This window comes from Sphingopyxis sp. H073, from assembly GCF_001468395.1.
Taxonomy (GTDB): Bacteria; Pseudomonadota; Alphaproteobacteria; order Sphingomonadales; family Sphingomonadaceae; genus Sphingopyxis.
Map to the genome: position 1 here is coordinate 100297 of NZ_LNSG01000001.1, position 25564 is coordinate 125860.

The following is a 25564-nucleotide window of genomic DNA, read 5'->3' on the forward strand; positions in this document are numbered from 1 at the left end:
GGCTTGCCGGGTGCGACCCAGCAATTGCAAAAAGCGGAATCGTGATTGCGGAAGGCGAAAGGGTCAGGCGCCGCGCGGCAGCAGGGCGAGTACCAGCCAGGCCGCCGCGCCCGCCGCGATGCCGGTGGCGACGGTCCCCCACGCAATGTCCATCAGCGTGACTTTGGTCGACCAGACCCGCATCGTCGCCTGATTGGTGAGGTCGTAGGTCATGTAGCAGAAGAAGCCGAACAGCGCGCCATATTGGGCCGCGACCTGCCACCGCCCGGCGGCGAGCGCGGGTTGCACCGCAAAGATCTGGATGCCCAGAATGTAGAGCGCGTAGAAGATGAGCGCCGGGGCAGGGCGCCATCCGTCCATTAGCAACTCGCCGATCTCGGGCCGGTAGAGCTTCGGCCCGATCTTTGTGAGCCAGATCGCATCGAGGGCGCCGAAGATCAGTGCAGTCGCGATATAGGCGGCGAGCGGTTGCATGCTTAATCGCGCGCCAATGCAGGGGTTCGATTGGCGCCAGCCCATGCAGCAGTCGCCGCAAGCAGGGCATAGGCAGCGAGCATCGTTGCGGGAATCGCGAGCGAATAGACGGGCTCCTTCGGCCCGAACCAGTCGATCGCCTGGCAGATCAGCAGCAGGGCGGCGAGAATTCCCAACCGGAAATTGCCCGACGGGGCACCAGTGCGGCGGATATAATAGACGAATGCAACGCCGATCAGCAGAAGCTCGAGCGGCATCGCGATGAGCGGGTGGTTCCAGAGCCCGAGCCCCAGCTTCGGCCTCGCCCCATAGAGCGTCAGGTCGGGAATATGGACGACGAGGTCGATGACCCAATGCGAGAGCACGACCAGCGCGGCGCCGATGGCGGCCGCCTTGCGCCGCGTGACGGCCCACACCAGCAGCCCGAACAGCTTGGCCCAGATGATCGCGCCGAGCAGGCTGTGCGTATAGGGCATGTGGTGAAGGTCCATCGGGTTCATGGCGGTGATCCCCGGAACGATCCGCATCGCCTCGATCCCGGGTATCAGCAACACCGCGAAGCCGATGTCGACAAGCTGCGCGGCGACGAACAGGGTGCCGAGCCCCGCGGCGCTCGGCCGGGCGGCGGCGACGAGCGCCGGTGCATAGTGCCCGATGAACATGAACGCGATGCTATCGCGGCGCGGGGCGACGTCAAGCTCGACCGCACTTGACCATGGGGGGGCGAAAGGGCCAAAGCAGGGTGCATGACGGACACCCCCCATACCGATATCGCGTCGCTGTCGTTCGAGGCCGCGATGGGCGAGCTTGAAACCATCGTCCGGCGGCTCGAGGGCGGCGATGTCAGCCTCGAGGAATCGGTGACGCTCTATGAACGCGGACATGCCCTCCGCGCGCATTGCGAAGCGCGCCTCGCTGCCGCGCAGGCGCGTATCGAGCAGGTCAGCCTCGTCGACGGCCAGCCGGCGGGAACCGCACCTTTCGGGCAGGGCTGATCGCGGTGGCGCTTGTCGGTGGCGATACGGGTCAGGTGGCGGATCTGCTGCGCGTCGCGCAGGATGACGTCGCCGAGGGCATCGACCAGCTGTTCGACCGGCTGCTTGCGGTTCCAGCCGATCCGCGCGAGCGGCTGTACGAGGCGATGCGCCACGCCGCGATTGCGGGCGGCAAGCGGCTGCGTCCGCTGCTGGTACGTGCTGCCGCCGATCTTTATCATGTCGATCGCTCGATCAGCCTGCGTGTGGGCGCAGCGGTCGAGGCGATGCACGTCTATTCGCTGATCCACGACGATCTGCCCTGCATGGACGACGATGATCTGCGTCGCGGCAAGCCGACGGTTCACAGGGCGTTCGACGAGGCGACCGCCGTGCTCGCCGGCGATTCGCTGCATGCACTCGCCTTTGAATGGCTCTGCGATCCGGCGACGCACGCCGATCCCTTCGTCCGCGCCGAACTCTGCTCCGAACTTGCGCGCGCGGCCGGCCCTGCGGGTATGGCAGGCGGACAGATGATGGACCTGATGGCAGAGACGTCGGACTTCGACCTCTCGACCGTGACGCGGCTCCAGCAACTCAAGACCGGCGCGCTGATCGCCTTCTCGGTCGAGGCGGGGGCAATCCTCGCGCGCATCCCGATCGAGGGTCGCCGCCCTTTACGCGGCTACGCGCGCGATATCGGCCTCGCGTTCCAGATCGCCGACGACATCATGGACGTCGAGGGTGACGAGGAACTTGCGGGCAAGGCGCTGCACAAGGATGCCGACGCCGGCAAGGCAACCTTCGTCACGCTGATGGGACTCGAACGTGCGCGGGCGCAGGCGCGCCTGCTGGTCGACCAGGCGATTGCGCATCTCGCCGGTTTCGGCGAAGAGGCAGCGCTGCTGCGCGCGATCGCACGCTATGTCGTGGAAAGGGACCATTGATGCGCATTGGGGTTTATCCCGGAACCTTCGACCCGATCACGCTTGGCCACATGGATATCATCCGCCGCGGCGCGAAGCTGGTCGACCGGCTGGTCATCGGGGTGACGACCAATATCACCAAGTCGCCGCTGTTCGACGACGACGAGCGGATCGAGATGGTGCGCCGCGAGGTCGCGAGCATCGGCGGCGACATCCGCGTTGTCGGCTTCAATTCGCTGCTGATGGACTTCGCCGAGCGCGAGGGCGCGGGGGTGATCGTCCGCGGGCTACGCGCGGTCGCCGACTTCGAATATGAATATCAGATGGCGGGCATGAACCAGCAATTGAACGACCGGATCGAGACCATCTTCCTGATGGCCGACGTCGGGTTGCAGCCTATCGCTTCGCGTCTCGTCAAGGAAATCGCCATCTTCGGGGGCGATATCCACAAATTCGTTACGCCGTCGGTGCGCGACGCCGTGGTCGCGCGCATCGCCGATCGCGGCCTTCGCCAGGGCGACGGCTGACTCCAATCATTGAGCGTTCAGCTTTTTGCCGCTAGGCCGCCTCGCGGGGCGTAGAGCAGTTTTTCGAATAAAGGCCGATACAGAATGAAATCCATCTTCCGCCCCCTGGTCCTGACGGCAATGGCGTTCGCGCTCGCAGCCCCGCTCGCGGCGCAGGAAGAACCGGCGTCGTCTCCCGCGCCTGCGGCGACCGAAACCCCGGCGCCGCCTGCGGCCGACGCTCCGGCGGCCCAAGCGCCCGCCGCCGCGCCCGCGATGACCCCCGAGCAATATATGGGCAACCCCGAATATATGCTCGACATCGACCTTTCGACGGGCGGCCGGGTGGTGATCCAGCTCTATCCGAACGCAGCGCCGAACCACGTCGAGCGCGTCAAACAGCTCGCGCGTCAGGGCTTTTATGACGGGGTCAAGTTCCACCGCGTGATCGACGGCTTTATGGCGCAGACGGGCGACCCGACCGCCACCGGGCAGGGCGGATCGTCGCTTCCCGATCTCAAGGCCGAGTTCAACGACGTCCCGCACATGCGCGGCACGGTGTCGATGGCGCGCGCCGAAAGTCCCGACAGCGCGAACAGCCAGTTCTTCATCATGCTGCAGCCGCGCTTCAGCCTTGATCACCGTTACACCGCCTTCGGGCGCGTCGTGTCGGGGATGCAATATGTCGACGCGATCCAGAAGGGCGAGCCGCCCGCGGTGATGTCGCGCATGGTGCAGGTGTCGGTGGCCGCCGACAACAAGCCGATGCCGCCGGCGTCGGCGCTGGTCGAGGCGCAGCCTGCGCCCGCCGAAGTCACCGTCGACCAGCTCAACGCCCCGCTGCGACAGTAAGCGCGGGACCGCGCGCCAAAAGCCATGCGCGTCGACGCCTTCGATTTCGACCTTCCGCCCGAACGCATCGCGCTCCGGCCCGCGCGCCCGCGCGATGCCGCGCGGATGCTCCTCGTGCAGGGCGATGCGATGTCCGATGCGGGCGTCCGCGACCTGCCGTTGCTGCTGCGCGCGGGCGACTGCCTGGTGTTCAACGACACGCGCGTGATCCCCGCGCAGCTCGAGGGACGACGGGGCGCTCGTGGGGAGGAGGGCGCGCCGGGGGCGAAAATCGGCGCGACGCTGCACAAGCGGATCGACCTTCGTCGCTGGCAGGCATTCGTGCGCAACGCGAAGCGGCTCCGCGTCGGTGACACCGTCGATTTTGGTGCGGGCGTCGCGGCGCTGGCCGAGGACCGGCTCGCCGACGGCAGCTTCATCCTCGCTTTCGGCGGCGACGAGCCCGTCGAGCTATTGCTCGAACGCGCGGGCACGATGCCGCTGCCGCCCTATATCGCGGGCAAGCGCCCGACCGACGCCGACGACCGCAGCGATTACCAGACGATATTCGCACGCGAGGACGGCGCAGTCGCCGCTCCGACTGCGGCGCTCCACTTCACCCCCGAGCTGCTCGCGGCGCTGGAGGCAGCGGGAATCTTGACGGAGACGCTGACGCTTCACGTCGGCGCGGGGACATTCCTGCCGGTCAAGGCCGACGACACCGACGACCATGTGATGCACGCCGAATGGGGGCGGATCGACGCCGCGACCGCCGAGCGGCTGAATGCCGTGCGTGCGCGCGGCGGGCGGGTGATCGCGGTTGGCACGACCAGCCTCCGCCTCCTTGAAAGCGCGGCGCACGATACCGGCGAAATCGCGCCGTTCGAGGGCGATACCGCGATCTTCATCACCCCCGGCTATCGATTCAAGGCGATCGACGGGTTGATGACCAATTTCCACCTGCCGAAATCGACCTTGTTCATGCTGGTCAGCGCGCTGATGGGGCTGGATGTGATGCAGGCCGCCTATGCGCACGCGATCGATAGCGGCTATCGCTTCTACAGCTATGGCGATGCGAGTTTGCTACTACCGCAGCGATAATATGGATCGCCCGCCTCTGGTGCAGGGCTGTGCGGTATCGATGCGGTCGTCCTTGCCCTCCGGTCCTGTCTCGATATGGGACAATAAAAGACTAACGCGATCTCAACGATTTGCTAAGGATGGCGAATTGTTCCTGCAAGGGAATCGCTTAGGGGGTATTTCGATGAAGTTCGCATCGACCGCACTGTCGTCAGCAGCGCTCGCGATTGCGGCCTTGGCCGCTTCGCCGGTTCAGGCCGCGACGATCATCAACCTGAACGGCGTGACCAACGCCTCGCTCAACGGATCGAACGGCGTTACGCTCAATCTTGCCGCCGGTACCTACAGCCTGTCCTTCGTCAAGGATGCGTACACAGCGTTTACCCGCTTCAGCGCGCCGACCGGATGCGATGGCGCCGGTATGAACTGCAGTCAGGGCTGGGAAAACAGCGCGCGCTACATCATCGGTGGCACCACCTATCTCTTCGGGGACGGCGCCGCATCCGGCGGGATTGGTCCGCTCGGCGTTGGCGACGGCTATTACAGCAGCGAAGCGCTGTCGTTCGCCAACTCGGGTGGCTATCTCGACAGCTTCACGCTGAACAGCGCGGGCGCGGTGACCTTCTACCTCTACGACGATTTCCTCGGCGACAATTCGGGCGGCGTATCGCTGTCGGTCGCCGCCGTGCCCGAGCCGGCAACCTGGCTGATGATGTTCGTCGGTATCGGGGCGATCGGCGGCTTCATGCGCCGGAAGCGCGTTACGGCAACCGTTCGTTACGCCTGATGCGATCGATGCATCGGACGGGCGACCGGCCGTTGCATGCTTCGGGCGAGTTGGAACGATAGCTCGGTTGGCCGAAGCCGGAACGACGCGTCGTTTATTGGCGAAGCGTATTTCACCGCGGGAAGGATTTGGCCAATTCTTCGTCAATTTGGCGGACTTTTTCGAGAAACCGGGCATCTCGGATCGTGCCATATTTCTGCACGAAAACGCTTTCGGGTAGGCCCTCTTCCAGTGTCATCAGCGTTGACGGCAGGATTGCGTCCTGATTGATCCGCGACATCCTGATAGCCATCGATGGCGCGCGCTCCGTATCGGTCGCGGTTTGTGCCATCAAAAAGCCCGATCGATCCGCCGCGATGTCGATGAAGGAAAATCCGCTCGGATCGCCCTCGGCAAATTCCGACTGTTTCGAGACGCTGTCGGCGAGTTCTTTCCATTCGCCCATTGCCTGGCTGAATTGGGCTCCGCTTGTGGCCGCGAGCGCTGCCGACAAAGTCCAATGTTTCGCCAGATCGAAGCGGTCATGGAGCTTGAGGGCGACAGGCTCGCTCCGGCAGTCCTTGATATCCTCGTCCGACAAGCCGATGAGGTCGCCCACCCGTGGGGACACAGCGAACATCGCAAGCGCCACGAAACCGGCCCGATTGGAGGAGGCTGTCGCCGCGCCGGCTGTTTGCGCGGGATAGGTTCTGCGTACCGCTTCAGCCAGCTCGTCGGTCGGTTTCAAAGATTGCAACACGGTCAGCCGGCAATAGGTGGCGAGCACGGCCTTTGCGTCGATACGGCCCCGACCATCCCCGAACTGATCGACGATACCCGTCTTGGGCGGCACCTGCACCAGCGCTACCGCATCTGAGCCCTCGATCACGAAACGCCGGACCAATCTGTCGAGGGGAGGGATGTCCGCGCCGCGCAGATTGACCACGCTGCGAGTGCCCTCGAGAATTAGGCGGCTGATCCTCGCGGGGAACGAAACCGATCCGACGGTAAGATAGACTTTGGGGAAGCCGTTTTTGCTTCCGTGACCGACGATTCCGACGTTAAGCCACCGGCCAAAGGGGAGCTTATGGCTACCCGTGACGTTGATCCGATCGCCGTCGATTTCGATCAGCAGGCGGTCTGGCTTAAACGCATCGCTTGCCAAGGCCCCCGCGGCCGCCAGCTGCCGGGAGGTCAAGCGTACTATTTGGGGTTCATCGACGTCCGGGATGGCATTGTTGCGCAGCTGGTTCACGGCAATCTTGACAGCACTCGCCTGCTCGGCATCCGGCGGGACGGGCTGCTCAACCAGCGGAGCGGGATCGGTAAGCAGGAAAGCGGCGCCCGCTAAGGTCAGCGGGATTACCGATGACCATATCCAAATCCAGCGCTTCCGGCGCGGCTTGTCCGGTCTTGCTGATGCTTGGCGCTTGGAAATCTCGGGTGCTTTCTCTTGCCTGGCCCTAAGTCATGGATCAAAGAATTGCAACGGCGGCGAAGGATGTGGCGCTCGGCGGTGCGCCAGGCGATCACGTCGGCGGGCGACGACAGGCCGGTTGCCGTTTCCCCGAATGGTACAGTTTTGAACCGCGTCGGCCGAACACTTAACATTATCGCAAGGCATTGCGGGCATTGCGAACCGCTGACTTATGGGAACGTCAAGGTTTCATTGATGGACAATCCATCGCGGATCAGTTCGGACGGCCAGGACCAGGACTCGACCGAAGAAAGCGGACGCGGCTTTTTCGGCAAGCTTGGCTCGCGCATGGCGCGTCCGCGCGGCGAGGCGCCGGCTGTCCCGTCGGGTCTGGACACGCGCGAAGCCCGTCTGCTGCTCCAGAATTATGAGGAAAGCGGCCGCGGCTGGTTCTGGTCGACCGACGCGAAGGGCCGCATCACCTATATCACCGATGCCGTCGCGCGGCTGATGGGACGCACCGGGACCGGCCTGCTCGGGACGCCTTTCACCGACCTGTTCCTTCCCGTCGACAGCCATGGCGAACGCCAGCGCACCCTGCCGTTCCTGATGACCAAACAGTCGAAGTTCGACGAGCTGCCGCTACGCAGCGCGTTCGAGGGCGACGATCGCTGGTGGGCGATCTCGGGCCGGCCCTATTTCGATCAAGGCGGCGACATGGCCGGCTATCGCGGCAGCGGCACCGATATCACCGCGCAGCGCCGTTCGGCCGAGGATGCCTCGCGCCTCGCCCTCTATGACTCGCTGACCGGGCTTGCGAACCGCTTCAATATCTCGAAAAAGCTCGACACGACCCTTGCCGCCTTTTCGCAGCAGCAGCGCAGCTGCGCGATCATGCTGCTCGATCTCGACCGCTTCAAGCAGGTCAACGACACGCTGGGCCATCCCGCCGGCGATGCGCTGCTCAAGCAGGTCGCCGAACGGCTGCTGAAGATCGTCGGCGACAAGGAAATGGTCAGCCGGCTTGGCGGCGACGAGTTCCAGATCATCCTGCCCGACGTCGAGGATCGCGGCAAGCTCGGAGACATGGCTGCCGACATCATCGGCAGCCTGTCGCAGCCCTATTCGGTCGAGGGCAGCCGCTGCATCATCGGGGCGTCGGTGGGCGTCGCGATCGCGCCCTTCGACGGACAGACGAGCGACGATCTCGTCCGTAACGCCGACCTCGCGCTCTATGCCGCGAAGGGCAATGGCCGTGGACGCTTCCGCTTCTATTCGAGCGACCTGCATCAGGCCGCCGAGGATCGCCGCGCGCTCGAGGAGGATCTGCGCGATGCGCTTACGCGCGGCGAGATGGAGCTGACATACCAGCCTGTCGTCCAGGCGAAAACGAACTTGGTCACCGGCGTCGAGGCGCTGATTCGCTGGACGCACCCGGAGCGCGGCCTCATTTCACCCTCGGTGTTCGTGCCGATCGCCGAGGAAACCAATCTGATCTGGCCACTCGGCGAATGGGTGCTCCGCAAGGCGTGCGAGGATGCCGCCCGCTGGCCCGGCGACCTTCGCGTCGCGGTCAACGTATCGCCGATCCAGTTCGCCAACGAGGATCTGCCGAAGGTCGTCGCGAGCGCACTTGGCGCGGCGGGGCTGTCGCCCGACCGGCTTGAACTCGAGATTACCGAGAATGTGTTCCTGAGCGACTCGGCCGAGACCGCGCGGATGTTCAAGGCGCTGAAGGACCTTGGCGTTCGTCTCGCCCTCGACGATTTCGGCACCGGCTATTCGTCGCTCGGCTATCTCCAGTCGGCGCCATTCGACAAGATCAAGATCGACCAGAGCTTCGTGCGTGGGGCCACCGTGCCGGGGTCGCGCAACGGCGCGATCATCGCGGCGATCGTCGCGCTCGCCGAAGCGCTCGACATGGAAACGACCGCTGAGGGCATCGAATCGCACGACCAGCTCGACCTGATCCGCAATCTCCATGTCAGCCATGTGCAGGGCTATATCTACAGCAAGCCCGTAGGCAACGACGAGCTCGTCGACCATGCCGAGGCAGGATCGTGGATGATCAAGCCATCGGGACCGGCAAAGCAGCGCAACGACCGCTTCCAGATGTTCCGCAAGGTCGGCGCTATCCACGGCAATCACCGTTACAATGTCGTGATCCGAAACCTGTCGGCGACTGGGGCCTTCATCGAGGGGATATTGGACGTGCCCACGGGCACGCGCTTCGTCATCGATTTCGGCGAAGGCCAGCTCGTCACCGCGACCGTGCGCCGGTCGATGAAGCACCAGCAGGGCATCGAGTTCGAACAGACGATGGTGAGCGACGGCAACGGGGGACTGTGTACGCGCCATCGCGTGTCGCCCTATCTGATCGCTGCGGCGACGCAGCAGACGCCGGGCCAACTCGCCCTGCCGACCTTTACGACGACCAGCGACTGGAAGGCCGCCTGACGCGGGAACCAGAGGCGGCGCGATCCGTTTCCTGTCCGATCCAAGCAAAGGAGACGACATGGCAGAGACCCAGATCTTCGCGCGGCTGAAAGCCGATCACGACCGGCACCGCGACCTTCTCGACCGCATCGACCAGACGCACGGCGACAGCGACGACCGCCGCACCTTGTTCGAGAGCTTCCGCGTCGAGGTGACCGCGCACGCGGCATCGGAGGAGATGTCGCTCTATGCGACGATGCTCGCCAGACCCGACCTTCGCGACGAAGCGCAGCACAGCGTTGCCGAGCATAAGGAGATCGAGGATTTCCTGACCGAGCTCTATGAAATGGATTTCGCCTCGACCGGCTGGCTCACGCGCTTCCGGACGATGAAGGAGCGCTACCTCCATCATATCGACGAGGAGGAGGAAGAGATGTTCCCCGAGGCCGAGAAGGGCCTTTCGCAAGCCAAGAAGAAGGAACTCGCCGCGATCTTCGAAAAGGAGAAGCCGAAAGAAAAGGCGAAAGCCGCCGAGGAAAAGCCGTCGAGCGAGGAGGAGCGCGCTTAAGCGCGTCCCTCGACTTTTGGCGCGCGCCGTCATAGGCGCGCGCCATGACCGACAGATTCGCTTTTCAGGTCGCCGCGACCGACGGCGCCGCGCGCACGGGTGTCATCCGGATGCAGCGCGGCGAAATCCGTACCCCCGCCTTCATGCCCGTCGGGACCGCGGCGACGGTCAAGGCGATGCGCCCCGTCGAGGTTCGGGCAACCGGCGCCGACATCATCCTCGGCAACACCTATCATCTGATGCTGCGTCCGGGGGCCGAACGCATGGCGCGGCTCGGCGGACTTCACAATTTCATGGGCTGGGACCGGCCAATCCTGACCGACAGCGGGGGCTATCAGGTGATGAGCCTGTCGGCGCTGACCAAGCAGAGTGAGCAAGGCGTGTCGTTCAAGAGCCACCTCGACGGCTCACGGCACATGCTGACCCCCGAACGCTCGATGGAAATCCAGCGACTGCTCGGAAGCGATATCGTGATGGCGTTCGACGAATGCCCCCCGAACGGTGTCGATGCGAAGCGCGCCGCCGCGAGCATGGAGCGCTCGATGCGCTGGGCGGCGCGTAGTCGCGCGGGGTTCGACGCCGGCGAGGAACATGCGTCGCGCTCGGCGCTCTTCGGCATCCAGCAAGGGTCGCTCGACGAGACATTGCGCGCGCGCTCCGCCGAGGCGCTGATCGACATCGGTTTCGACGGCTATGCGATCGGCGGCCTTGCGGTGGGCGAGGGGCAGGAGGCGATGTTCGGCGTGCTCGACTATGCGCCGGGCCAGCTTCCCGCCGACAAACCGCGCTATCTGATGGGCGTGGGCAAGCCCGACGACCTGATCGGCGCCGTCGCGCGCGGGGTCGACATGTTCGATTGCGTGCTGCCGACGCGCTCGGGTCGCAACGGGCAGGCCTTCACCTGGGACGGCCCGGTCAACATCCGCAACGCGAAACATGCCGAGGATATGGGGCCGCTCGACGGGTCGTGCGATTGCCCTGTCTGCACAACCTGGTCGCGCGCCTATCTCCACCATCTCGTGCGCGCGGGCGAGATGCTCGGCGCGATGCTGATGACGCAGCACAATCTTCACTTCTATCAGGCGTTGATGCAGCGGATGCGCGATGCGATCGCGGCGGGCAGTTTCGCTGCCTTCCAGTCGGACTTCGCCGGCCGCTACCGGAAATGATCAGTCGAGCTTGTTGAGCAAGTCGAGCAAAGATTGTGGAATCGTCTCGTCGACCGCCGACTCATAGGCCCTGCGCAGGGCGATATTGACGTCCTGCACCTTTCCGGGGAGTTTCTTCTCGGCGTCCTTTCCGGCCGGCTTTTCGGGCGGCGATCCGGTTTTAGACGTCATCTTGTTGCCATCCGCTCGACATGGGTGCCTGTGCTAACCGCGCATAAACCAAAGCGCAATGTGCCTTTGTTGCTTTGCTGGGAAACTAATTTACGGCTAAATCGTTCCCATACGGTGAAAACATGCCGGCCGACGGCAGGATTCTTGGCGCCCATGCAGGGAATCTGCGGTTTTCGGCTGGAGCAGGAGGCTATAAATGTCATTGGGTCAAGCGATCGCGCCCTATCTTCCCTATCTGCGGCGCTATGGCCGGGCGATTTCGGGAAGCCAGCAGAGCGGCGATGCCTTGGTCGCCGGACTGCTCGAAACGCTGGTGGCAAACCCCGGCGCGGTCGACCCTTCCGGCGATCTCCGAATCCAGCTGTACCGGATGGTGCATGATAATTTCGGATTGATGGCCGGGCAGTCGGCCGCCGAGGAAAATGCCCCCGCCGAAGTGGCGATTGCCGACGCGCGGCTCCGCCGCATCCCGTCGCTGGCACGGCAGGCGCTGCTGCTCACTGCGGTCGAGGGCTTCAACTCGGAAGAAACCGGCCGCATCATCGGCCGCGATACCGCCTCGGTCGACGAGCTGATCGCGCAAGCGACCGACGAGATCGACCGCCAGACACGCGCGCGTATCCTGATCATCGAGGACGAGCCGATCATCGCAATGGACATCGAAATGATCGTCCGTGATCTCGGCCACGACGTTGTCGCGGTCGCAACCACCCATGCCGAGGCGGTCGCCGAGGCGCAGAAGCACCAGCCGGGCCTCGTCCTCGCCGACATCCAGCTCGCCGACAACAGCTCGGGGATCGAGGCGGTGCAGGAGATCCTGCAGGACGTGAAGCTGCCGGTCATTTTCATCACCGCGTTCCCCGAGCGGTTGCTGACCGGCGACCGCCCCGAACCGGCCTTCCTGCTCACCAAGCCGTACCAGCCCGCGACCTTGCGCGCCGCGATCTCGCAGGTGCTGTTTTTCGACGAGAGTACTGTTCCGGCCTGAATTCTTCGCCCTTGCGAACGGCGAAGTCGCGTACCAACGAGGTTGGGGTTGATACGTCGCCGGGCGCAGGCAATACCCTCGCTTGATGATTGCTTCGGATGCTTCCGCGCGCCGGTCGGCGCTCGATCGACTGACGGCGAATGCGCCGTTCCTCGCCCGGCTTGCGGAGCTCAATCCCGACGATGTGGCGCGCTTCCTTGGCGAGGGGGCCGACGCGGCGCTCGCGGAGGTCGCACCGCCGCCCGTCGACGACGACATCATGCGCACGCTCCGCCAGTGGCGTGGGCGGATGGCATTGCTGCTCGCGCTCGGCGACCTGTCGGGCGAGCATGATGTCGGGCTCACGACGCGGCTCCTGTCGGACTTCGCCGACACCGCGTGCGACATCGCGCTCGCCGCCGCTTTCGCCGAGCGCGTGCCAGGCGAAGAGCCGCGGGGGATCGCGGTGATCGCGCTCGGCAAGCTCGGCAGCCACGAGCTCAACTATTCGTCGGACATCGACCCGATCCTGATCTTCGACCCCGAAACCATGCCGCGCCGTTCGCGCGACGATCCCGGCGAGGCGGCGGTGCGGATCGCGCGGCGGATGGTCGAAATTTTGTCGGCACGCACCGCCGACGGCCACGTGCTGCGTGTCGACCTGCGGCTCCGCCCGCATCCCGAAGTGACGCCGATCGTGCTTCCCGAGAGCGCGGCGATTTCCTACTATGAATCCGAGGCGCTGGCGTGGGAGCAGGCCGCGTTCATCCGCTCGCGCGCGTCGGCGGGCGACCGTGCGCTCGGCAACCGCTTCCTCGCCGCGATCCAACCCTTCATCTGGCGCCGCAGCCTCGATTTCCGGCAACTCAAGGAAATCGGCGCGATGAGCGATCGCATCCGCGACCATTTCTCGCAAGGCCAGGCCTTCGGCCCCGGCTATGATCTGAAGCGTGGGCGCGGCGGTATTCGCGAGATCGAGTTTTTCGCGCAGGTCCACCAGCTCATCTACGGCGGCCGCGATCCGTCGCTGCGCTTGCCCGCGACGGTCGATGCGCTCGCCGCACTCGCCAAGGCGGGGCGTGTCGACGCCGACGTCGCCGAACGGCTGACCGGTCATTATGCGCTGCTCCGCCGGATCGAGCATCGGTTGCAGATGATCGAGGACCAGCAGACGCAGTGCCTGCCGGTACAGCCCGCCGCGCTCGACGGGGTCGCGCGGCTCGACGGCGAGGCCGACGGCGCGGCGCTGCTCGCCACGCTCCAGCCCGTCGTGACCGACGTCGGCGCCTGCTACGACCGGCTCGTCGCCGAGCGTGCGGCGACGAGCGGCCTGCCGCGCGATGAGGGTGAGCTGGCCGGCGCGGTGATGGCGGCAGGCTTCGACCCGCCCGACGCCGCGCTCCGCACGATTTCCGAATGGCGCGGAGGCAAGCTGCGCGCGCTGCGCAGCGCGGCGGCGCTCGAGGCGCTCGAAACCGCGCTTCCCGAACTGGTGAAGGCGCTCGGCGCCGCTCCCGATCCCGACGCCGCGCTGCTCCGCTTCGACAAGCTCGTCGGCGGCCTGCCGAGTGCGATCGGCTTTTTCCACCTGCTCGCCGCGCAGCCCGCGCTGGCGAAGATTGCGACGCGCATCCTGTGGCTCGCTCCGGCACTCGCGGACGCGCTAGGCGCGCGGGTCGAGCTGATCGAAGGTCTGATCGACAAGCGTGCGTTCGAGGCGCCCGCGACCAAGGCCGAACTGCTCGCCGAATGGGCGCCCGGGCTCGCGGGGCTCGATTACGAACGCCTGCTCGACCGCGTCCGCGACCGGGTCGGTGAGCGGCGCTTCGCCTACGGTGTGCAGATCATTGCGGGCTCGACCGATCCGCTTGCCATTGCGTGCGGCTATTCCGAACTCGCCGAGGCGGCTCTACAGGTGCTTGCCGATGCCACGGTCACCGAATTCGTCGCCGCGCACGGACGCGTCCCCGACAGCGAGCTCGTCGTGCTTGCGCTCGGACGGCTCGGGGGCAGGGCGCTGACGCACGCATCGGACCTCGACCTCATCTATCTCTTTACCGGCGATCATCTCGCCGAATCCGACGGGCCGCGCCCGCTCGGCGCGACGACCTATTACAACCGGCTTGCGCAGCGCGTGAGCGGCGCAATGTCGGTGCCGACCGCTGCGGGCAAGCTCTACGATGTCGACACGCGGCTCAGGCCGCAGGGCGCGCAGGGGCCGCTCGTCGTCACGCTCGACAGCTTCGAACGCTATCAGCGCGAGGAAGCGTGGACGTGGGAGCATATGGCGCTGCTTCGCGCGCGGCCGGTCTATGGCTCGGACCGTGCAAAGGCGGCGGTACAGCGCACCATCGACGAACTGCTCGCCGCGCCGCGCGACCGCGCGACGGTCGCGCAGGACGCCGCCGAGATGCGCGACAAGATTGCCGCACACAAACCGCCGAAAGGCCCGCTCGATATCAAGGGCGGGCCCGGCGGGCTTGTCGACCTAGAATTCGCGATGCAGGTGACGCAACTCGCTACGGGGCGGTGTCACGATCCCAACATCGGATCCGCGCTCGCCTGTCTGAGGGTCGACGGTCTCGCCCCGCCCGAGATCTGCGATGCGCACGGCCTGCTCGCGCGGATGCTCGTGATGCTGCGGCTGACCGCACCGGAGGGGGAACCCGCGACCGCCGCCGCGCGTCAACTCGTCGCAAGCGCATGCGGCGAGCCCGGCTGGCCGCAACTGCTTGCCGCGCACGATGCGGCGCGGCAGGAGATCGCGGACTGGTGGGCCTCGATTCGTCCGCCGCAGCAGGAGACGAAGCCATGACACTCGCCATCGGAGACGCCATTCCCTCGGTCACGCTGCTCGACGCCGACGGCGCGAGGATCGATCTTGCGAGCCTGAAGGGCGCGCCGCTTGTCGTCTATTTCTATCCGAAGGCCGATACGCCGGGCTGCACGGTCGAGGCGCAGGATTTCACTCGCCTTGCGCCGGAATTCGCGCATCTGAACGCACAGGTGCTCGCGGTGTCGCGCGATGCGCCGGCAAGGCTCTGCAAGTTTCGCGACAAATATGGCCTGACGGTGCGCCTCGCGTCGGACGAGGATGGCGCGGTATGCGAGGCGTTCGGCACCTGGGTCGAGAAGCAGAATTACGGGCGCACCTATATGGGTATCGAGCGGTCGACCTTCCTGTTCGGCGCCGACGGCAAGCTCGCGAAGGAATGGCGCAAGGTCCGCGTGAAGGGCCACGCCGAGGCCGTGCTGGAGGCCGCGAAGGCTCTTTGATGCAAACCCTCGGCGAAGCTGCGCGTGCGGTCCTGCTGACGCCGGACCCGCACGACAAGCGCCGCGCGGCGCGGGCGCTGGCACGGGCATGGCGGTGCGGCGAGGTTGGGCATCGTTGCGACGTTGCGATGCCCGACCGGCCCGCTTGGCCCGCCAAGCCCGAATTGCTCGCGCCCGGCCAGATGCCGCGCCGCCGCAAGGGCGGGTCGACACGCGGCCGGATCGCGATGCTCCACGCGCTCGCGCATATCGAATTTGTCGCGATCGATTTGGCGGTCGATCTCGTCGGACGGTTCGGCGGTGCGTTCCCGCGCGGCTTCGTCGACGACTGGCTCGGGGTGGTCGCCGATGAGGCGATGCACTTTGCGTTGCTCGACCGGAGATTGCGCCAGCTCGGCAGCTTTTACGGCGAACTGCCCGCGCACGCCGGGCTTTGGGAGGCTGCGCAGGCGACGAACGACGACGTGCTGGCGCGTCTCGCGATCGTTCCGATGGTCCTCGAAGCGCGCGGGCTCGACGTCACCCCGGCGACCGTCGATCGCTTCCGAAATGCCGGCGATGCGGTCTCGGCAAAGATTTTATCGCGTATTTACAAGGATGAAATCCGCCATGTGACCGCCGGCACAGTCTGGTTTAACCAAAAGTGCGACGAAATGGGATTCAACGCCGTCGAAACGTGGCAAAGCCTCGTAAAATCGCGATTTCGTGGAATCTTGAAGCCTCCGTTCAACGACTCGGCGCGCCGTGAAGCCGGTTTAACGCAAGACTACTACGCAGTTATTGCTTGGTAAGGTTTGGGCCGTCATCAACACTCGCGGGCAGGGAATTATCCCAATCCGAAGCAAAAATCCGGCACCGGCGATCCCGAAACGGGACACTGGCGACAAGGACTGCGGGGTCGATACGTGCAATACGCTCTACTGGCGCAAAAGTTTCATTCTGGCCTGATTCTCGCTGCCGCGGCAGTGACGGGGCTCACCGCTCCGGCCGCCCACGCGGCGAATGCGGGCAACGACGCGAGCATCACGGTTCCCGACGAGCCCGATGACGACGGCTTCACCGCCGGCGTTCCGGCGGTCGGTGAAAACACCGAAGCGCGCGCGATATTCCAGGCGTGGAAGCGCCTCGACACCGGCCTGACCGCGAACATCGGCATTGCAGTGCCCTCGCGTCGTCCGATCGAAAAGATGTCGCTGTCGTCATCCTACGGGATGCGCGTCCACCCGGTCACCGGCAAGCTCGCGCGCCACAATGGCATCGACATTCCGGCGCCCTATGGCACCCCCATTTATGCGACCGCCGACGGCATCGTCGGCCGCGCCCAGCGCCTTGGCGGCTATGGCAATTATGTCGAGGTCGAGCACGGCAACGCGATCCAGACGCGCTACGGCCATATGTCGTCCTACATCGTCGCTCCCGGCCAGCAGGTGAAGAAGGGCGACATCCTCGGTTACGTCGGCTCGACCGGCCGTTCGACCGGCAACCATCTTCACTATGAAGTCCGCATCGAGGGCGAACCGGTCAATCCGATGCCCTTCTGCCAGTCGGAAACCATGGCGATCGCCGCCATCACAGGGAACAAGAAGCTCGCAATGGGCGGTCCCGAATAACAAGCTTTCCTGGGTCGGAGAGGAGGGGCGCTCTACGGCTATAGCCGGGGCGCCCTTTTCATTTGGGGTGGCAGCCCCTATCTTTCCCAAATGGACACGCAGGTTTCCGACATCGCCCTTTCGCCCGCCGCTGCGGCGCGCGTCCGCTGGATCGCCGACCGCAAGGGCGAGGGCGAGGCGGCGCTCCGACTTGCGGTCGACGGCGGCGGCTGTTCGGGCTTCACCTATCGCTTCGGTCTCGCCGAAAGCATCGACGCCGACGATATCGTGACCGAGACCGACGGGGTGAAGCTGGTCGTCGATCCGGTCAGCATCGACCTGGTGCGCGGCTGTGTCGTCGACTTCGTCGACTCGCTCGGCGGATCCTCGTTCAAGGTCGAAAATCCCAACGCCGCCTCGGGTTGCGGCTGCGGGTCGAGCTTCTCGATCTGACGCCTTCCTTAGCGGCATGCTTCCTGCCATAGCGGGGGCATGAAAGTCGCGACCTTCAACATCAATGGAATCAAGGCGCGCCTGCCGCGTCTCGTCGAATGGCTTGAAGAAACGCAGCCCGACGTCGCCTGCCTGCAGGAACTCAAGTCGAGCGACGAGACGATGCCGACCAAGGAGATCGAGGCGGCGGGCTATGGCTTTCTCTATCACGGGCAAAAGGGCTTCAACGGGGTCGCGATCCTCGCCAAGGACGAACAGCCGGTCGAAATCCAGCGCGGGCTCGAAGGCGAAGCCGAGGACGAGCAGTCGCGCTACCTCGAGGCCGATGTCCGGGGCGTCCGCGTCGGCTGCATCTATCTGCCCAACGGCAATCCGCAGCCGGGGCCGAAATTCGATTACAAGCTGCGCTGGATGACGCGGCTGCGCGAGCGGGCGAAAGCGTTGCTTGCCGCGGAAATTCCGACGATCCTGACCGGCGACTATAATGTCATCCCGCACGACGACGATGTCTGGGATCCGCGCGGGCCGATGGCCGACGATGCGCTGATGCAGCCCGAATCGCGCGACGCTTTTTTCCGCATTCTGGGCGACGGCTGGACCGACGCGGTGCGCAGCCGGCATCCGGCGGGCGGGGTCTGGACCTTCTGGGATTATCAGGCCGGCGCGTGGCAACGCGACCATGGCTTCCGCATCGACCATCTGCTGCTCAGCCCCGCGATGGCCGACCGGCTCGTTGATGCCGGGGTCGACAAGGACCATCGCGGCCGCGAAAAGGCGAGCGACCACGCTCCGACCTGGGCGGTCTTTGCATGAGCCTGCTGTCCGCCGCGAAGCTGGCGGACGCGCCGCTCTTCGCGGGACTGGCCGAGGCTGAGCGCATCGAACTCGCGGACGCCTTCGTTCCGCGCCATTTCGCCGATGGCGAGGCGATCCTGATCCAGAACGAACGCGCCGAAGGGCTGTTCCTGATCGACGCGGGGCAGGTCGATATCGGCAAGCGGCTGCCCGGCGGCGGCCTTGCCCTGCTCGCCAAGGTGGGGCCGGGCGAGGTGATAGGGGACATGGCGCTGATCGGACGCGACCTCAGACGCTCGGCGATGGGGATTGCGCGCGGGCCGGTCGCGACCTGGTATCTTCCCGCCGACCAGTTTCGCGCCGCGCTGTCGCAGCTTCGCCCCGCCTCGTTGCAATTGCAGGCGGAACTCGGGCGACTCGTCGCCAGCCGCGTCGTCGCCAAGGCGGCCGACATCGCGGGGCTGCTTGCCGATGGCCCCGATGCCTTCACCGCGCGCCCGCAACGTATGCTCGCGCCGGTTGTCGAGGAGGCCTTCACCCCCGAGCCTTTCCTTGCGAAGCTGCCCTGCTGCGCGGCGATGACCCACGCGCAGCGGCTCGCCTTCTGGGACGCGGGCGAGCGGATCGACGTTGCCGCCGACACCGACCTCGCGCTCGTCGGCGGCGCTTCGGATCGGATCTGGCTCGTTGTTCGCGGTGCGGTGCGCAGTGCGCTGCCGCACGGGACGGGTATCTATCAACTCACCGTCACCGGGCCCGGCCAGCTCGTCGGCATCGCCGCGCTGCTGCTCGATGGCGCGCACGACCGGCTGCTGCGCACCAGCGAACAGGCGACCCTGCTCGCCTTTGACCGCGCGACCTTCACCGAGATGCTGGACACGGGCGATGCGCTCAGCCGCGAGCTAGGCGCGTCGGTCAACGCCGATCTCGTCACCGCGCTCGATGCGCTCGACCAGGTCGAGGCGCGCATCCTTGCGATGCGCCGCGGCCACGCCGTCGCGGCCTAACGCGCGAGTGGTATCACCCTGAATTTCGGAAGATTCCCGTCCATCTCTGCATGAACCATCGCATATTCGGGAACCGGCATCCACGTCGCGCTGTTCGACGACAGCGGCTCCGACGCGACGATCACCGCGCGCGGTTCCTCCTCGCCACCGACCATCTGCCATTCGCCGTCGTGGAGGCCATAGTCGCGCCCGGTCGTGAACCACATCGACAGGAAATTCATGTTCGCCTCATGCACCTGATCGGGCGATCCGGTGCGATAATGACCGAAGTCGAAGCAGTGGCGGAGGCCCAATATCTGCCGCCCCGTGGTGATGAACAGGTTGCAGCTCGACGAGATCGCGATGCCATGGCGCCGCCGCGCCGCCTCGATCAGGTCGACCGTCTTCTGCACGGCGGCGACCAGTTCGTCGCGGCTCGGCTCGACGCGCCAGTCCGGGAGCTGCGACAGCAGCAGCGCATAGATCCATTCGCTGTCGGTCGATCCCGAAATCTGCGCGAGCAGTTCGGGGTCGATATCGGCCATCAGCGTCCCCTTCATTTCGCCGATCCGGTAGATGTCGCCGTTGTGCGCCATCGCCACCGCGGCGCCCGGAAAGTGAAAGGGATGGGTGTTCTGCTCGCTGACCTTGACCGTCGTTGAGTAAGCGACGCCGCGGACATGCGCGATCACGCATTCGGCGCGCGTCTTCACCGCCAGCGACTTGAGATTGCCGTCGAACACCGGCAGCGACGGCGAGCGATAGCGGTGCGGTTGCTGCGGCAGGAAGCTCGACGCATCCCATGCCATCATCCCGAACCCCGCGAGGTTCAGCATATGCAGCATCTTGGGCATATAGGCCTGGTTGACGAGGCTGGAGTCAGGCTTGAAGAGCAGGTCGTCGAGCTGCACCGGCTCGCCCAGATACATCATCGCGCGGCACATGATCCGTTCCCACCCGCTGGTTCGGGGCCAGCCTAGACACGACGCAGAGCGCGTCAAGCGTCCGGGTAGAGCGTTTTTCCGACCCGCGCCGGATCCAGATCATAATGATGCGCGATCGCGCCCGCGACGACGCGTTCGAGGCTGCGTGTCGGCTTGAGGTCGCGGCCTTCGTAGCGAGCAGGTACGGCCAGCCCCGGCCAGTCCGCGGATACCCTGCCGCCCTCAGCCAGTCCGCCGCCGAAGAACATCGCGGTCGACGCGGTGCCGTGATCGGTGCCGCCGGTACCGTTGACCTCGACCGTGCGGCCGAATTCGGTCGCGACGATGACCAGCGTGTCGGCCCATGCCGGGCCGAGCCCGGTCTGAAGCGCACCGACGAGCTGATCGAGCCCGCGAAGCTGTGCGGCGAGGCGCCCGCGCTGCGCGCTGTGCGTGTCCCAGCCGCCGGTCTCGACCATCATCACCCGCGCGCCGTCGGCGGGAAGCATCAGCGAGGCGGCGAGTTTGCCGAGTTCGGCGCCGTTGCGGCCGTTGTTGCCGCCGATGTCGCTCGCCAGTTCCTGCGTCTTGACCGCGCTGTCCCACAACGGGCGTAGCAGCGCGTCGCCCTCATACATTGCGGTCAGCCGCGCGATCAGGTCGGCGTCGGCCTGCGGCAGGCGGCTCGGCGCATAGGTGCCGACCGGCACCGTGCCGCGCAGCGCGAGCGGCACGGCAGGCGCGATTGCGATCGCATCGCGCTCGGCGGCGGGGAGCAGGGTGAGCAGGCGCCCGACCCAGCCGTCGTCGCGCTCATATGGGCGCGACGCGCCTCCTTCTAGAACATTCTGCCCGTCGAAGTGCGAGCGGTCGCGATAGGCGGTGGCGACGGCGTGCGCGAAATGCGCCTGCTTCGCGGCGAAGAGCGAAGCGCCGGTCACGAGCGCAGGGTGCAGCGTGAAGAGGCCGTCGAGCTTCGCGCCGCCGCTAGTTTCATCGGCGAGCGCGCGCCGCGCGGCGGCGAAGGCGGGGTCGCCCGTTGGCGCGACGACCGCCAGTCCGTCGGCCGCACCGCGCTGGATCACAAAGACGAGGCGTCTGGGCGTGCCTGCGGCGGCATGGGCGAAACGCGGCATCGCGCCCGCAGCGGCGACGGTGATGCCCGACAGGATGATGGAACGACGTGAGAGGATCATCGTCTATCTCCGCAGGAAGACGGGGCTGGCGAACAGCATCGCGAGCGCCTGTCCGGGGCTGTCGGCGCGCGCGATCGCCTGTTCGATATCGGGGGTCATCGCGTCCGCGAGGATCAGGGGCGCGAGCTTGCGCGCATCGACGCGGTCGCCGATACGCCCGGCGATCCGGCTGGCGATTTCGACGCGCTGCATCAGCGCCGCCGACCCCGCCCAGGTCGCGACGAGGTCGTCATAGCCCGCGGGCGATCCCGGGCGCCATAGCGGCTGGCCGAGCTGGGTGAAGATCGCGGGCACATTCTGTTTCTCGCCGATCGCGGGCAGTTTCAGCGCGCGCATCGTCGACACCGCCCAGTCCCAAGGCGACTTGAACATCGTCGGCGCGCCTGCCCACGGCTCGGGTGAAGCGATCAGCGCGCGGTAAAGCGAGGGCAGGTCGCCGCCGGTCTGGCGGAAATCGGCCGTCAGCCGCTCGACGAGCGCGGGGGGCGGGGTGTCGCCGGTGAAGTGGCGCGCGAGCTTGGTCGCGATATGCGCTGCGGTCGCCGGGTGGACCGCAAGATCGCGGAGCACCGCCTCGCCTTGCCGTGCACCGGGCTGATCGTACCGCTTGCCGAGGATCGACTGTGCGCCGGGTTCGTGGAGTTGGGCGATGAACACCGTGTCACCGGGCCGCGCGTCGGCGGGCATCAGGCGTTGCCCGGCGCCCTTGCCGAGGCCGGCGACAGTCAGCCCGGTCAGCGCCTTGGCAAAGGCCGTGACGTCGGCCTGCGTATAGCCGGTGCGGACACCCAGCGTGTGCAACTCGAGTATTTCGCGCGCCAGATTCTCGTTGAGGCCGAGTTTCGCCTGCTTCTGGCGGCGCTGGACACGTTGCGCGACGGGGCTGTCGGGGCCGAAGCTCTGCGCCTGATCGAGATAGAGCAGCATTGCGGGGTGGCGCACCGCCGCGATCAGCAGGTCGGCGAATTTGCCCATGATGTTCGGGCGGATCGCCTCGAACTCATGATTGCCCGCAAAGCCGATCATCGTGATCTTGTCGGCCGACACCGCGAAATGATTGGCCCAGAAATGTGTCAGCCGTTCGGCGAAAGGGGTCGGCGTCGCGACGGCATTCGCCAGCCGCGCGCCCGCCGCATCGACATAGTGCCGGCGGATTTCGGACCGCGACAGGCGACGGAGTTCAGGGTCCATGCCCTTTTCCTCCTCGCTCATCGGCATGTCGGGGGCCTCGCGCCGCATTGCCTGCCGATCCTCCCGATAGCCCAAATAGGCGGCGGCGATCGCCGCGCGGCCGGGGAGCGCCGCGATCGCGGCGGGGGCAGGATCGAAGGCGCCGAGCTGGCGCGTCAGCCACGCCCGCGGATCGCGGATCGCGGGATCATCCCAGCGGCGTCCGAGGCCGAAACGATTGGCGGCAAGATAGTGCGTCGACATGACATGCCTCTTCCGAACCGGAAACGCACAATGCCGGCTATTTGTCGCAAAGCTGTGCCAGCGTCAGAGCATCTTGTCGTAAAGCTGGTACACGCGGTTGCGCCGCGCGTTGATCGCGTCGGCCACCGCGACCATCCCCTGATTGTCGTCGAGGACCCAGCCGATATCGCCCTCGGTCGCGCCATAGTTGGCGACGCCGTCGCGGCGGATATATTCGATCATCATGAAGGCCAGGGTGCTCGCCATGCGGCTGTTCTGCAATTTCTTTACCACGCCCATCAGCGGCACGCGCAACCGCTTGCTCTTGGGCTTCCGCAGCCACCAGAGCAGCCTCGCCCAGTTGAAGGGGAGCAAGGCTCCGTCCATCTCGATCAGCAATTCATTCATGTCCGGCAGCACGATCATGAAGGCGACCGGCTCGCCGTCGACTTCGGCGACGCGGATCAGATCCTCGAAGACGATGTCCTTCAACTTCTTGCCGACATAGGCGATCTCGCTGTCGGTCAGCGGCACGAAACCCCAATTGTCCGACCAGGCGTCGTTGAGGATGCCCATGATCAGCTTCGCCTCGGCGTCGAATTTCTTCTTGTCGACGCGGCGGATGCGGATGCGCTCGTTCTTTTCGCCCGCGGCGACGATGCGGTTCACCAGCGGCGGGAAGCCGTCGACGATCTCGACGCCATAGTTGAAGAGCTGCTTGACCGGCTGGTACCCTTCGCCTTCGATCCAGCCCTGGTAGAGCGCGCTGTTGTGGCCGAGCATGATCGCCGGCGGCGTGTCGAACCCCTCGATCAGCAGGCCGGGTTCGTCCCAGACCGAAATCGACAGCGGCCCCAGAGCGCGCGTCATGCCCTGACCGCGCAGCCAGTCCTCGGCCTTGGCGATCAGCGCATGCGCGACCTCGGCGTCCTCGGCCTCGAGCAGGCCCCAGTTGCCGGTGCCGGGCCCCATGCCCTGTTCGGCGGGCTGCGCGAGCGCGAGTTCGTCGATATGCGCCGAGATGCGCCCGACGGTGCGCTCGCCGCGCCGCGAGATGAAGAGCTGCGCCTTGCCGTGCTCGAACCACGGATTCTTGCCCGGCGTCAGCAGGCCGTAAACCTCGCCCTTCAGCGGCGGTACCCACGCCGGGTCGCCACGATTGAGGCGATAGGCAAGCTCGACGAACTCGCGCCGGTCGGCTTTGGTCTTGACGGGGTGGAGGGTGATGGGGCCTTCGTTGTGGGCGCTCATACTGGTTTCCTGGGGATGCGATCCTATATGCGTGGCGACGCATTAGGGCATTGCGGTGGCGCTGGCGACCCGCATTCGGCCATTTTGCTGCCACGAAATCATGATGAAGACGCGGACATGTTAGCAATGAACACCCTTGTCGACCGCCTGTCGAGCGAACCGGCGGTCAAGGCCCCCAAGTCGGCAATCCCCGACGACATGGCGATGATCCGCGCGGCGTCGGAGTTGACGCGCGACCTCGTGACGCCCAGCGCGCGCGTCTATTGGACCGATTTCCTCACCTCGGCCGTCGTCGGCTATGCCGGCGTCGCGGTGGCGATCCTCGCGCCCTCGACGGGCTGGATGCTGGTCGCGAGCCTCGTCGCGGTGCTCGCCCTCTACCGCGCGGGCAGCTTCATCCATGAGCTGACGCATATCCGGAAGAATGCGCTGCCCGGCTTTCGCTTCGTCTGGAACCTGCTCGTCGGGGTGCCGCTGCTGATCCCGTCCTTCATGTACGAGGGCATCCATAGCCTGCACCACAACCGCACCAAATATGGCACGGTCGAGGATCCCGAATATCTGCCGCTCGCCCTGATGAAGCCGTGGACGGTGCCGCTGTTCGTCGTCGCGGCAGCCTTTGCGCCTCTGGCGCTGCTGTTCCGTTACGCGGTACTGACCCCGCTATCCTTCCTGATCCCGCCGCTGCGCAAGCTGGTGCGCGAGCGCTATTCGGGGATGATCATCAACCCGATGTTCCGCCGCAAGGCGCCCGAGGGCGAATTCCGCCGCCAATGGGCGTGGCAGGAGGGCGGCGCCTGGGCGTGGTCGACCCTGCTCGTCGCGGCGGGCGTGTTCGGCTGGGTTCCGCTGCGCGCGCTCGTCATTTTCGGCGCGATCGCGGCCGCGACGCTGGTGCTCAACCAGATCCGCACGCTGGTTGCGCATCTCTGGGAAAATGACGGCGAGGAACTGACCGTGACCGCGCAGTTCCTCGACAGCGTCAACGTCCCGCCGCCGGGGCTGCTGCCCGAGCTTTGGGCGCCGGTGGGCCTGCGCTATCACGCGCTGCACCACCTGCTGCCGGGCGTGCCCTATCACGCGCTGCCCGAGGCGCACCGCCGCCTGAAGGAGGCGCTCCCGGCGGATTCGCAATATCATGGCGCGAATTACTGCAGCCTGCCGAAGCTGGTGATCAATCTGGTTGCCGGGTCGGCGAAGGGTGCTGCGGCCTGATCTTTCGGCGGGCATTGGCTTCGGCGTGGAAAGCCGTCCTGCCGCTCTGGTCATCGCGCCCTGGATTTTCAAAGTTCAGGAAAGTTCAGCCTATTGCGTCCCTCGTTCTGGAGATGGAGGGTTGCCGGACGCATCGCGCCCGCCGCGCCCGCAAGCCGAACCGGGACCGCTCTTATCCGTCA

Annotated in this window: 26 protein-coding genes; 18 read left to right on the forward strand and 8 right to left on the reverse strand. The window is 65.9% G+C overall.

Features of this window, described 5'->3' with window-relative positions; all coding sequences use genetic code 11:
• Positions 1–63 precede the first annotated feature (63 nt).
• Positions 64–474 (reverse strand): DUF2177 family protein, encoded by a 411-nt coding sequence (locus tag ATE64_RS00500; protein WP_058455624.1) that lies wholly within the window; start codon positions 472–474, stop codon positions 64–66.
• Positions 475–476: 2 nt separating this feature from the next.
• On the reverse strand, positions 477–1136 hold the full coding sequence (locus ATE64_RS00505; RefSeq protein WP_058455625.1) for a hypothetical protein: 660 nt from the start codon (positions 1134–1136) through the stop codon (positions 477–479).
• A gap of 84 nt (positions 1137–1220) precedes the next feature.
• Here ATE64_RS00505 and ATE64_RS00510 point away from each other — a divergent pair, with 84 nt between their 5' ends.
• The 6 genes from ATE64_RS00510 (at position 1221) to ATE64_RS00535 (ending at position 5578) form a co-directional block, all read left to right on the forward strand.
• Complete coding sequence (locus ATE64_RS00510; RefSeq protein WP_058455626.1) at positions 1221–1469, forward strand: exodeoxyribonuclease VII small subunit; 249 nt, start codon at positions 1221–1223, stop codon at positions 1467–1469.
• A gap of 35 nt (positions 1470–1504) precedes the next feature.
• A complete protein-coding gene (locus tag ATE64_RS00515) occupies positions 1505–2395 on the forward strand; it encodes a polyprenyl synthetase family protein (RefSeq protein ID WP_231729016.1) in 891 nt (296 codons plus the stop codon).
• Positions 2395–2901, forward strand: coding sequence for a pantetheine-phosphate adenylyltransferase (coaD, locus tag ATE64_RS00520; protein ID WP_058455628.1), 507 nt, complete (start codon positions 2395–2397; stop codon positions 2899–2901). Before ATE64_RS00515 ends, coaD begins: the two co-directional genes overlap by 1 nt.
• An 84-nt stretch (positions 2902–2985) precedes the next feature.
• Positions 2986–3732 (forward strand): peptidylprolyl isomerase, encoded by a 747-nt coding sequence (locus tag ATE64_RS00525; protein ID WP_058455629.1) that lies wholly within the window; start codon positions 2986–2988, stop codon positions 3730–3732.
• A gap of 24 nt (positions 3733–3756) precedes the next feature.
• Positions 3757–4812 (forward strand): tRNA preQ1(34) S-adenosylmethionine ribosyltransferase-isomerase QueA, encoded by a 1056-nt coding sequence (gene queA / locus ATE64_RS00530; RefSeq protein ID WP_058455630.1) that lies wholly within the window; start codon positions 3757–3759, stop codon positions 4810–4812.
• A gap of 163 nt (positions 4813–4975) precedes the next feature.
• Positions 4976–5578 (forward strand): PEPxxWA-CTERM sorting domain-containing protein, encoded by a 603-nt coding sequence (locus tag ATE64_RS00535; RefSeq protein ID WP_058455631.1) that lies wholly within the window; start codon positions 4976–4978, stop codon positions 5576–5578.
• Positions 5579–5690: 112 nt separating this feature from the next.
• Here ATE64_RS00535 and ATE64_RS00540 read toward each other — a convergent pair whose 3' ends face one another.
• Positions 5691–6812 carry a hypothetical protein gene (locus tag ATE64_RS00540; RefSeq protein WP_156416446.1) on the reverse strand — a complete coding sequence of 374 codons (1122 nt, stop codon included), beginning with the start codon at positions 6810–6812 and terminating at the stop codon, positions 5691–5693.
• Positions 6813–7229: 417 nt separating this feature from the next.
• Between ATE64_RS00540 and ATE64_RS00550 the strand changes: the two genes are divergently transcribed.
• From ATE64_RS00550 to tgt, 3 genes are read left to right on the forward strand one after another with little or no spacing between them, the layout of a single operon-like run.
• Positions 7230–9431, forward strand: a complete 2202-nt coding sequence (locus ATE64_RS00550; RefSeq protein ID WP_058455634.1) for an EAL domain-containing protein — start codon at positions 7230–7232, stop codon at positions 9429–9431.
• A 58-nt stretch (positions 9432–9489) separates the two neighbouring features.
• A complete protein-coding gene (locus ATE64_RS00555; protein WP_058455635.1) occupies positions 9490–9978 on the forward strand; it encodes a hemerythrin domain-containing protein in 489 nt (162 codons plus the stop codon).
• A 44-nt stretch (positions 9979–10022) separates the two neighbouring features.
• Entirely contained in the window at positions 10023–11147 is a 1125-nt protein-coding gene (gene tgt / locus ATE64_RS00560; RefSeq protein ID WP_058455636.1) for a tRNA guanosine(34) transglycosylase Tgt, read from the forward strand.
• On the opposite strand, the gene ATE64_RS21420 is transcribed toward tgt, so the two are convergent.
• Positions 11148–11318, reverse strand: a complete 171-nt coding sequence (locus ATE64_RS21420) for a NepR family anti-sigma factor (RefSeq protein WP_156416445.1) — start codon at positions 11316–11318, stop codon at positions 11148–11150. It lies immediately after the preceding gene.
• Between the two features lie 196 nt (positions 11319–11514).
• Between ATE64_RS21420 and ATE64_RS00565 the strand changes: the two genes are divergently transcribed.
• The 8 genes from ATE64_RS00565 (at position 11515) to ATE64_RS00600 (ending at position 19405) form a co-directional block, all read left to right on the forward strand.
• Positions 11515–12306: a response regulator gene (locus ATE64_RS00565; protein ID WP_058455637.1), complete on the forward strand. Its 792-nt coding sequence runs from the start codon at positions 11515–11517 to the stop codon at positions 12304–12306.
• Between the two features lie 85 nt (positions 12307–12391).
• Positions 12392–15100, forward strand: a complete 2709-nt coding sequence (locus tag ATE64_RS00570) for a bifunctional [glutamine synthetase] adenylyltransferase/[glutamine synthetase]-adenylyl-L-tyrosine phosphorylase (protein ID WP_058455638.1) — start codon at positions 12392–12394, stop codon at positions 15098–15100.
• Positions 15097–15561 carry a peroxiredoxin gene (locus ATE64_RS00575; RefSeq protein ID WP_058455639.1) on the forward strand — a complete coding sequence of 155 codons (465 nt, stop codon included), beginning with the start codon at positions 15097–15099 and terminating at the stop codon, positions 15559–15561. The genes ATE64_RS00570 and ATE64_RS00575 overlap by 4 nt, the downstream gene beginning before the upstream one ends.
• Positions 15561–16352 carry a ferritin-like domain-containing protein gene (locus tag ATE64_RS00580; RefSeq protein ID WP_058455640.1) on the forward strand — a complete coding sequence of 264 codons (792 nt, stop codon included), beginning with the start codon at positions 15561–15563 and terminating at the stop codon, positions 16350–16352. The genes ATE64_RS00575 and ATE64_RS00580 overlap by 1 nt, the downstream gene beginning before the upstream one ends.
• A 114-nt stretch (positions 16353–16466) precedes the next feature.
• On the forward strand, positions 16467–17171 hold the full coding sequence (locus ATE64_RS00585) for a M23 family metallopeptidase (RefSeq protein WP_082657521.1): 705 nt from the start codon (positions 16467–16469) through the stop codon (positions 17169–17171).
• A 90-nt stretch (positions 17172–17261) separates the two neighbouring features.
• The gene (gene erpA, locus ATE64_RS00590) at positions 17262–17603 is read left to right on the forward strand and encodes an iron-sulfur cluster insertion protein ErpA (RefSeq protein WP_058455641.1); all 342 of its coding nucleotides are present in this window, start codon (positions 17262–17264) and stop codon (positions 17601–17603) included.
• 39 nt (positions 17604–17642) lie between these two features.
• Positions 17643–18416, forward strand: a complete 774-nt coding sequence (gene xth, locus ATE64_RS00595) for an exodeoxyribonuclease III (RefSeq protein ID WP_058455642.1) — start codon at positions 17643–17645, stop codon at positions 18414–18416.
• Positions 18413–19405 (forward strand): cyclic nucleotide-binding domain-containing protein, encoded by a 993-nt coding sequence (locus ATE64_RS00600; RefSeq protein ID WP_058455643.1) that lies wholly within the window; start codon positions 18413–18415, stop codon positions 19403–19405. The genes xth and ATE64_RS00600 overlap by 4 nt, the downstream gene beginning before the upstream one ends.
• Here the strand turns inward: ATE64_RS00600 and ATE64_RS00605 are convergent.
• The 4 genes from ATE64_RS00605 to ATE64_RS00620 form a co-directional block, all read right to left on the reverse strand.
• Complete coding sequence (locus tag ATE64_RS00605) at positions 19402–20328, reverse strand: class II glutamine amidotransferase (protein WP_058455644.1); 927 nt, start codon at positions 20326–20328, stop codon at positions 19402–19404. The two genes, ATE64_RS00600 and ATE64_RS00605, sit on opposite strands and share 4 nt — an antisense overlap.
• Positions 20329–20381: 53 nt before the next feature.
• A complete protein-coding gene (locus ATE64_RS00610; protein WP_058455645.1) occupies positions 20382–21503 on the reverse strand; it encodes a DUF1501 domain-containing protein in 1122 nt (373 codons plus the stop codon).
• Positions 21504–21506: 3 nt separating this feature from the next.
• Entirely contained in the window at positions 21507–22937 is a 1431-nt protein-coding gene (locus ATE64_RS00615; protein ID WP_058455646.1) for a DUF1800 domain-containing protein, read from the reverse strand.
• A 63-nt stretch (positions 22938–23000) separates the two neighbouring features.
• On the reverse strand, positions 23001–24167 hold the full coding sequence (locus ATE64_RS00620; RefSeq protein WP_058455647.1) for a hypothetical protein: 1167 nt from the start codon (positions 24165–24167) through the stop codon (positions 23001–23003).
• Between the two features lie 126 nt (positions 24168–24293).
• Between ATE64_RS00620 and ATE64_RS00625 the strand changes: the two genes are divergently transcribed.
• The gene (locus tag ATE64_RS00625) at positions 24294–25382 is read left to right on the forward strand and encodes a fatty acid desaturase (protein ID WP_231729015.1); all 1089 of its coding nucleotides are present in this window, start codon (positions 24294–24296) and stop codon (positions 25380–25382) included.
• Positions 25383–25564 lie beyond the last annotated feature (182 nt).

Bases quoted from the DNA above. Each gene is read 5' to 3' on its own strand.
- coaD (WP_058455628.1), top strand. From the start codon at position 2,395: ATGCGCATTGGGGTTTATCCCGGAACCTTCGACCCGATCACGCTTGGC.
- ATE64_RS00575 (WP_058455639.1), top strand. From the start codon at position 15,097: ATGACACTCGCCATCGGAGACGCCATTCCCTCGGTCACGCTGCTCGAC.
- ATE64_RS00510 (WP_058455626.1), top strand. From the start codon at position 1,221: ATGACGGACACCCCCCATACCGATATCGCGTCGCTGTCGTTCGAGGCC.
- ATE64_RS00505 (WP_058455625.1), bottom strand. From the start codon at position 1,136: ATGTTCATCGGGCACTATGCACCGGCGCTCGTCGCCGCCGCCCGGCCG.
- ATE64_RS00535 (WP_058455631.1), top strand. From the start codon at position 4,976: ATGAAGTTCGCATCGACCGCACTGTCGTCAGCAGCGCTCGCGATTGCG.
- ATE64_RS00625 (WP_231729015.1), top strand. From the start codon at position 24,294: ATGAACACCCTTGTCGACCGCCTGTCGAGCGAACCGGCGGTCAAGGCC.
- ATE64_RS00580 (WP_058455640.1), top strand. From the start codon at position 15,561: ATGCAAACCCTCGGCGAAGCTGCGCGTGCGGTCCTGCTGACGCCGGAC.
- ATE64_RS21420 (WP_156416445.1), bottom strand. From the start codon at position 11,318: ATGACGTCTAAAACCGGATCGCCGCCCGAAAAGCCGGCCGGAAAGGAC.
- ATE64_RS00620 (WP_058455647.1), bottom strand. From the start codon at position 24,167: ATGAGCGCCCACAACGAAGGCCCCATCACCCTCCACCCCGTCAAGACC.
- ATE64_RS00610 (WP_058455645.1), bottom strand. From the start codon at position 21,503: ATGATCCTCTCACGTCGTTCCATCATCCTGTCGGGCATCACCGTCGCC.
- ATE64_RS00605 (WP_058455644.1), bottom strand. From the start codon at position 20,328: ATGTGCCGCGCGATGATGTATCTGGGCGAGCCGGTGCAGCTCGACGAC.
- ATE64_RS00570 (WP_058455638.1), top strand. From the start codon at position 12,392: ATGATTGCTTCGGATGCTTCCGCGCGCCGGTCGGCGCTCGATCGACTG.
- ATE64_RS00525 (WP_058455629.1), top strand. From the start codon at position 2,986: ATGAAATCCATCTTCCGCCCCCTGGTCCTGACGGCAATGGCGTTCGCG.
- ATE64_RS00555 (WP_058455635.1), top strand. From the start codon at position 9,490: ATGGCAGAGACCCAGATCTTCGCGCGGCTGAAAGCCGATCACGACCGG.
- queA (WP_058455630.1), top strand. From the start codon at position 3,757: ATGCGCGTCGACGCCTTCGATTTCGACCTTCCGCCCGAACGCATCGCG.
- xth (WP_058455642.1), top strand. From the start codon at position 17,643: ATGAAAGTCGCGACCTTCAACATCAATGGAATCAAGGCGCGCCTGCCG.
- ATE64_RS00565 (WP_058455637.1), top strand. From the start codon at position 11,515: ATGTCATTGGGTCAAGCGATCGCGCCCTATCTTCCCTATCTGCGGCGC.
- tgt (WP_058455636.1), top strand. From the start codon at position 10,023: ATGACCGACAGATTCGCTTTTCAGGTCGCCGCGACCGACGGCGCCGCG.
- ATE64_RS00600 (WP_058455643.1), top strand. From the start codon at position 18,413: ATGAGCCTGCTGTCCGCCGCGAAGCTGGCGGACGCGCCGCTCTTCGCG.
- ATE64_RS00500 (WP_058455624.1), bottom strand. From the start codon at position 474: ATGCAACCGCTCGCCGCCTATATCGCGACTGCACTGATCTTCGGCGCC.
- ATE64_RS00550 (WP_058455634.1), top strand. From the start codon at position 7,230: ATGGACAATCCATCGCGGATCAGTTCGGACGGCCAGGACCAGGACTCG.
- erpA (WP_058455641.1), top strand. From the start codon at position 17,262: ATGGACACGCAGGTTTCCGACATCGCCCTTTCGCCCGCCGCTGCGGCG.
- ATE64_RS00615 (WP_058455646.1), bottom strand. From the start codon at position 22,937: ATGTCGACGCACTATCTTGCCGCCAATCGTTTCGGCCTCGGACGCCGC.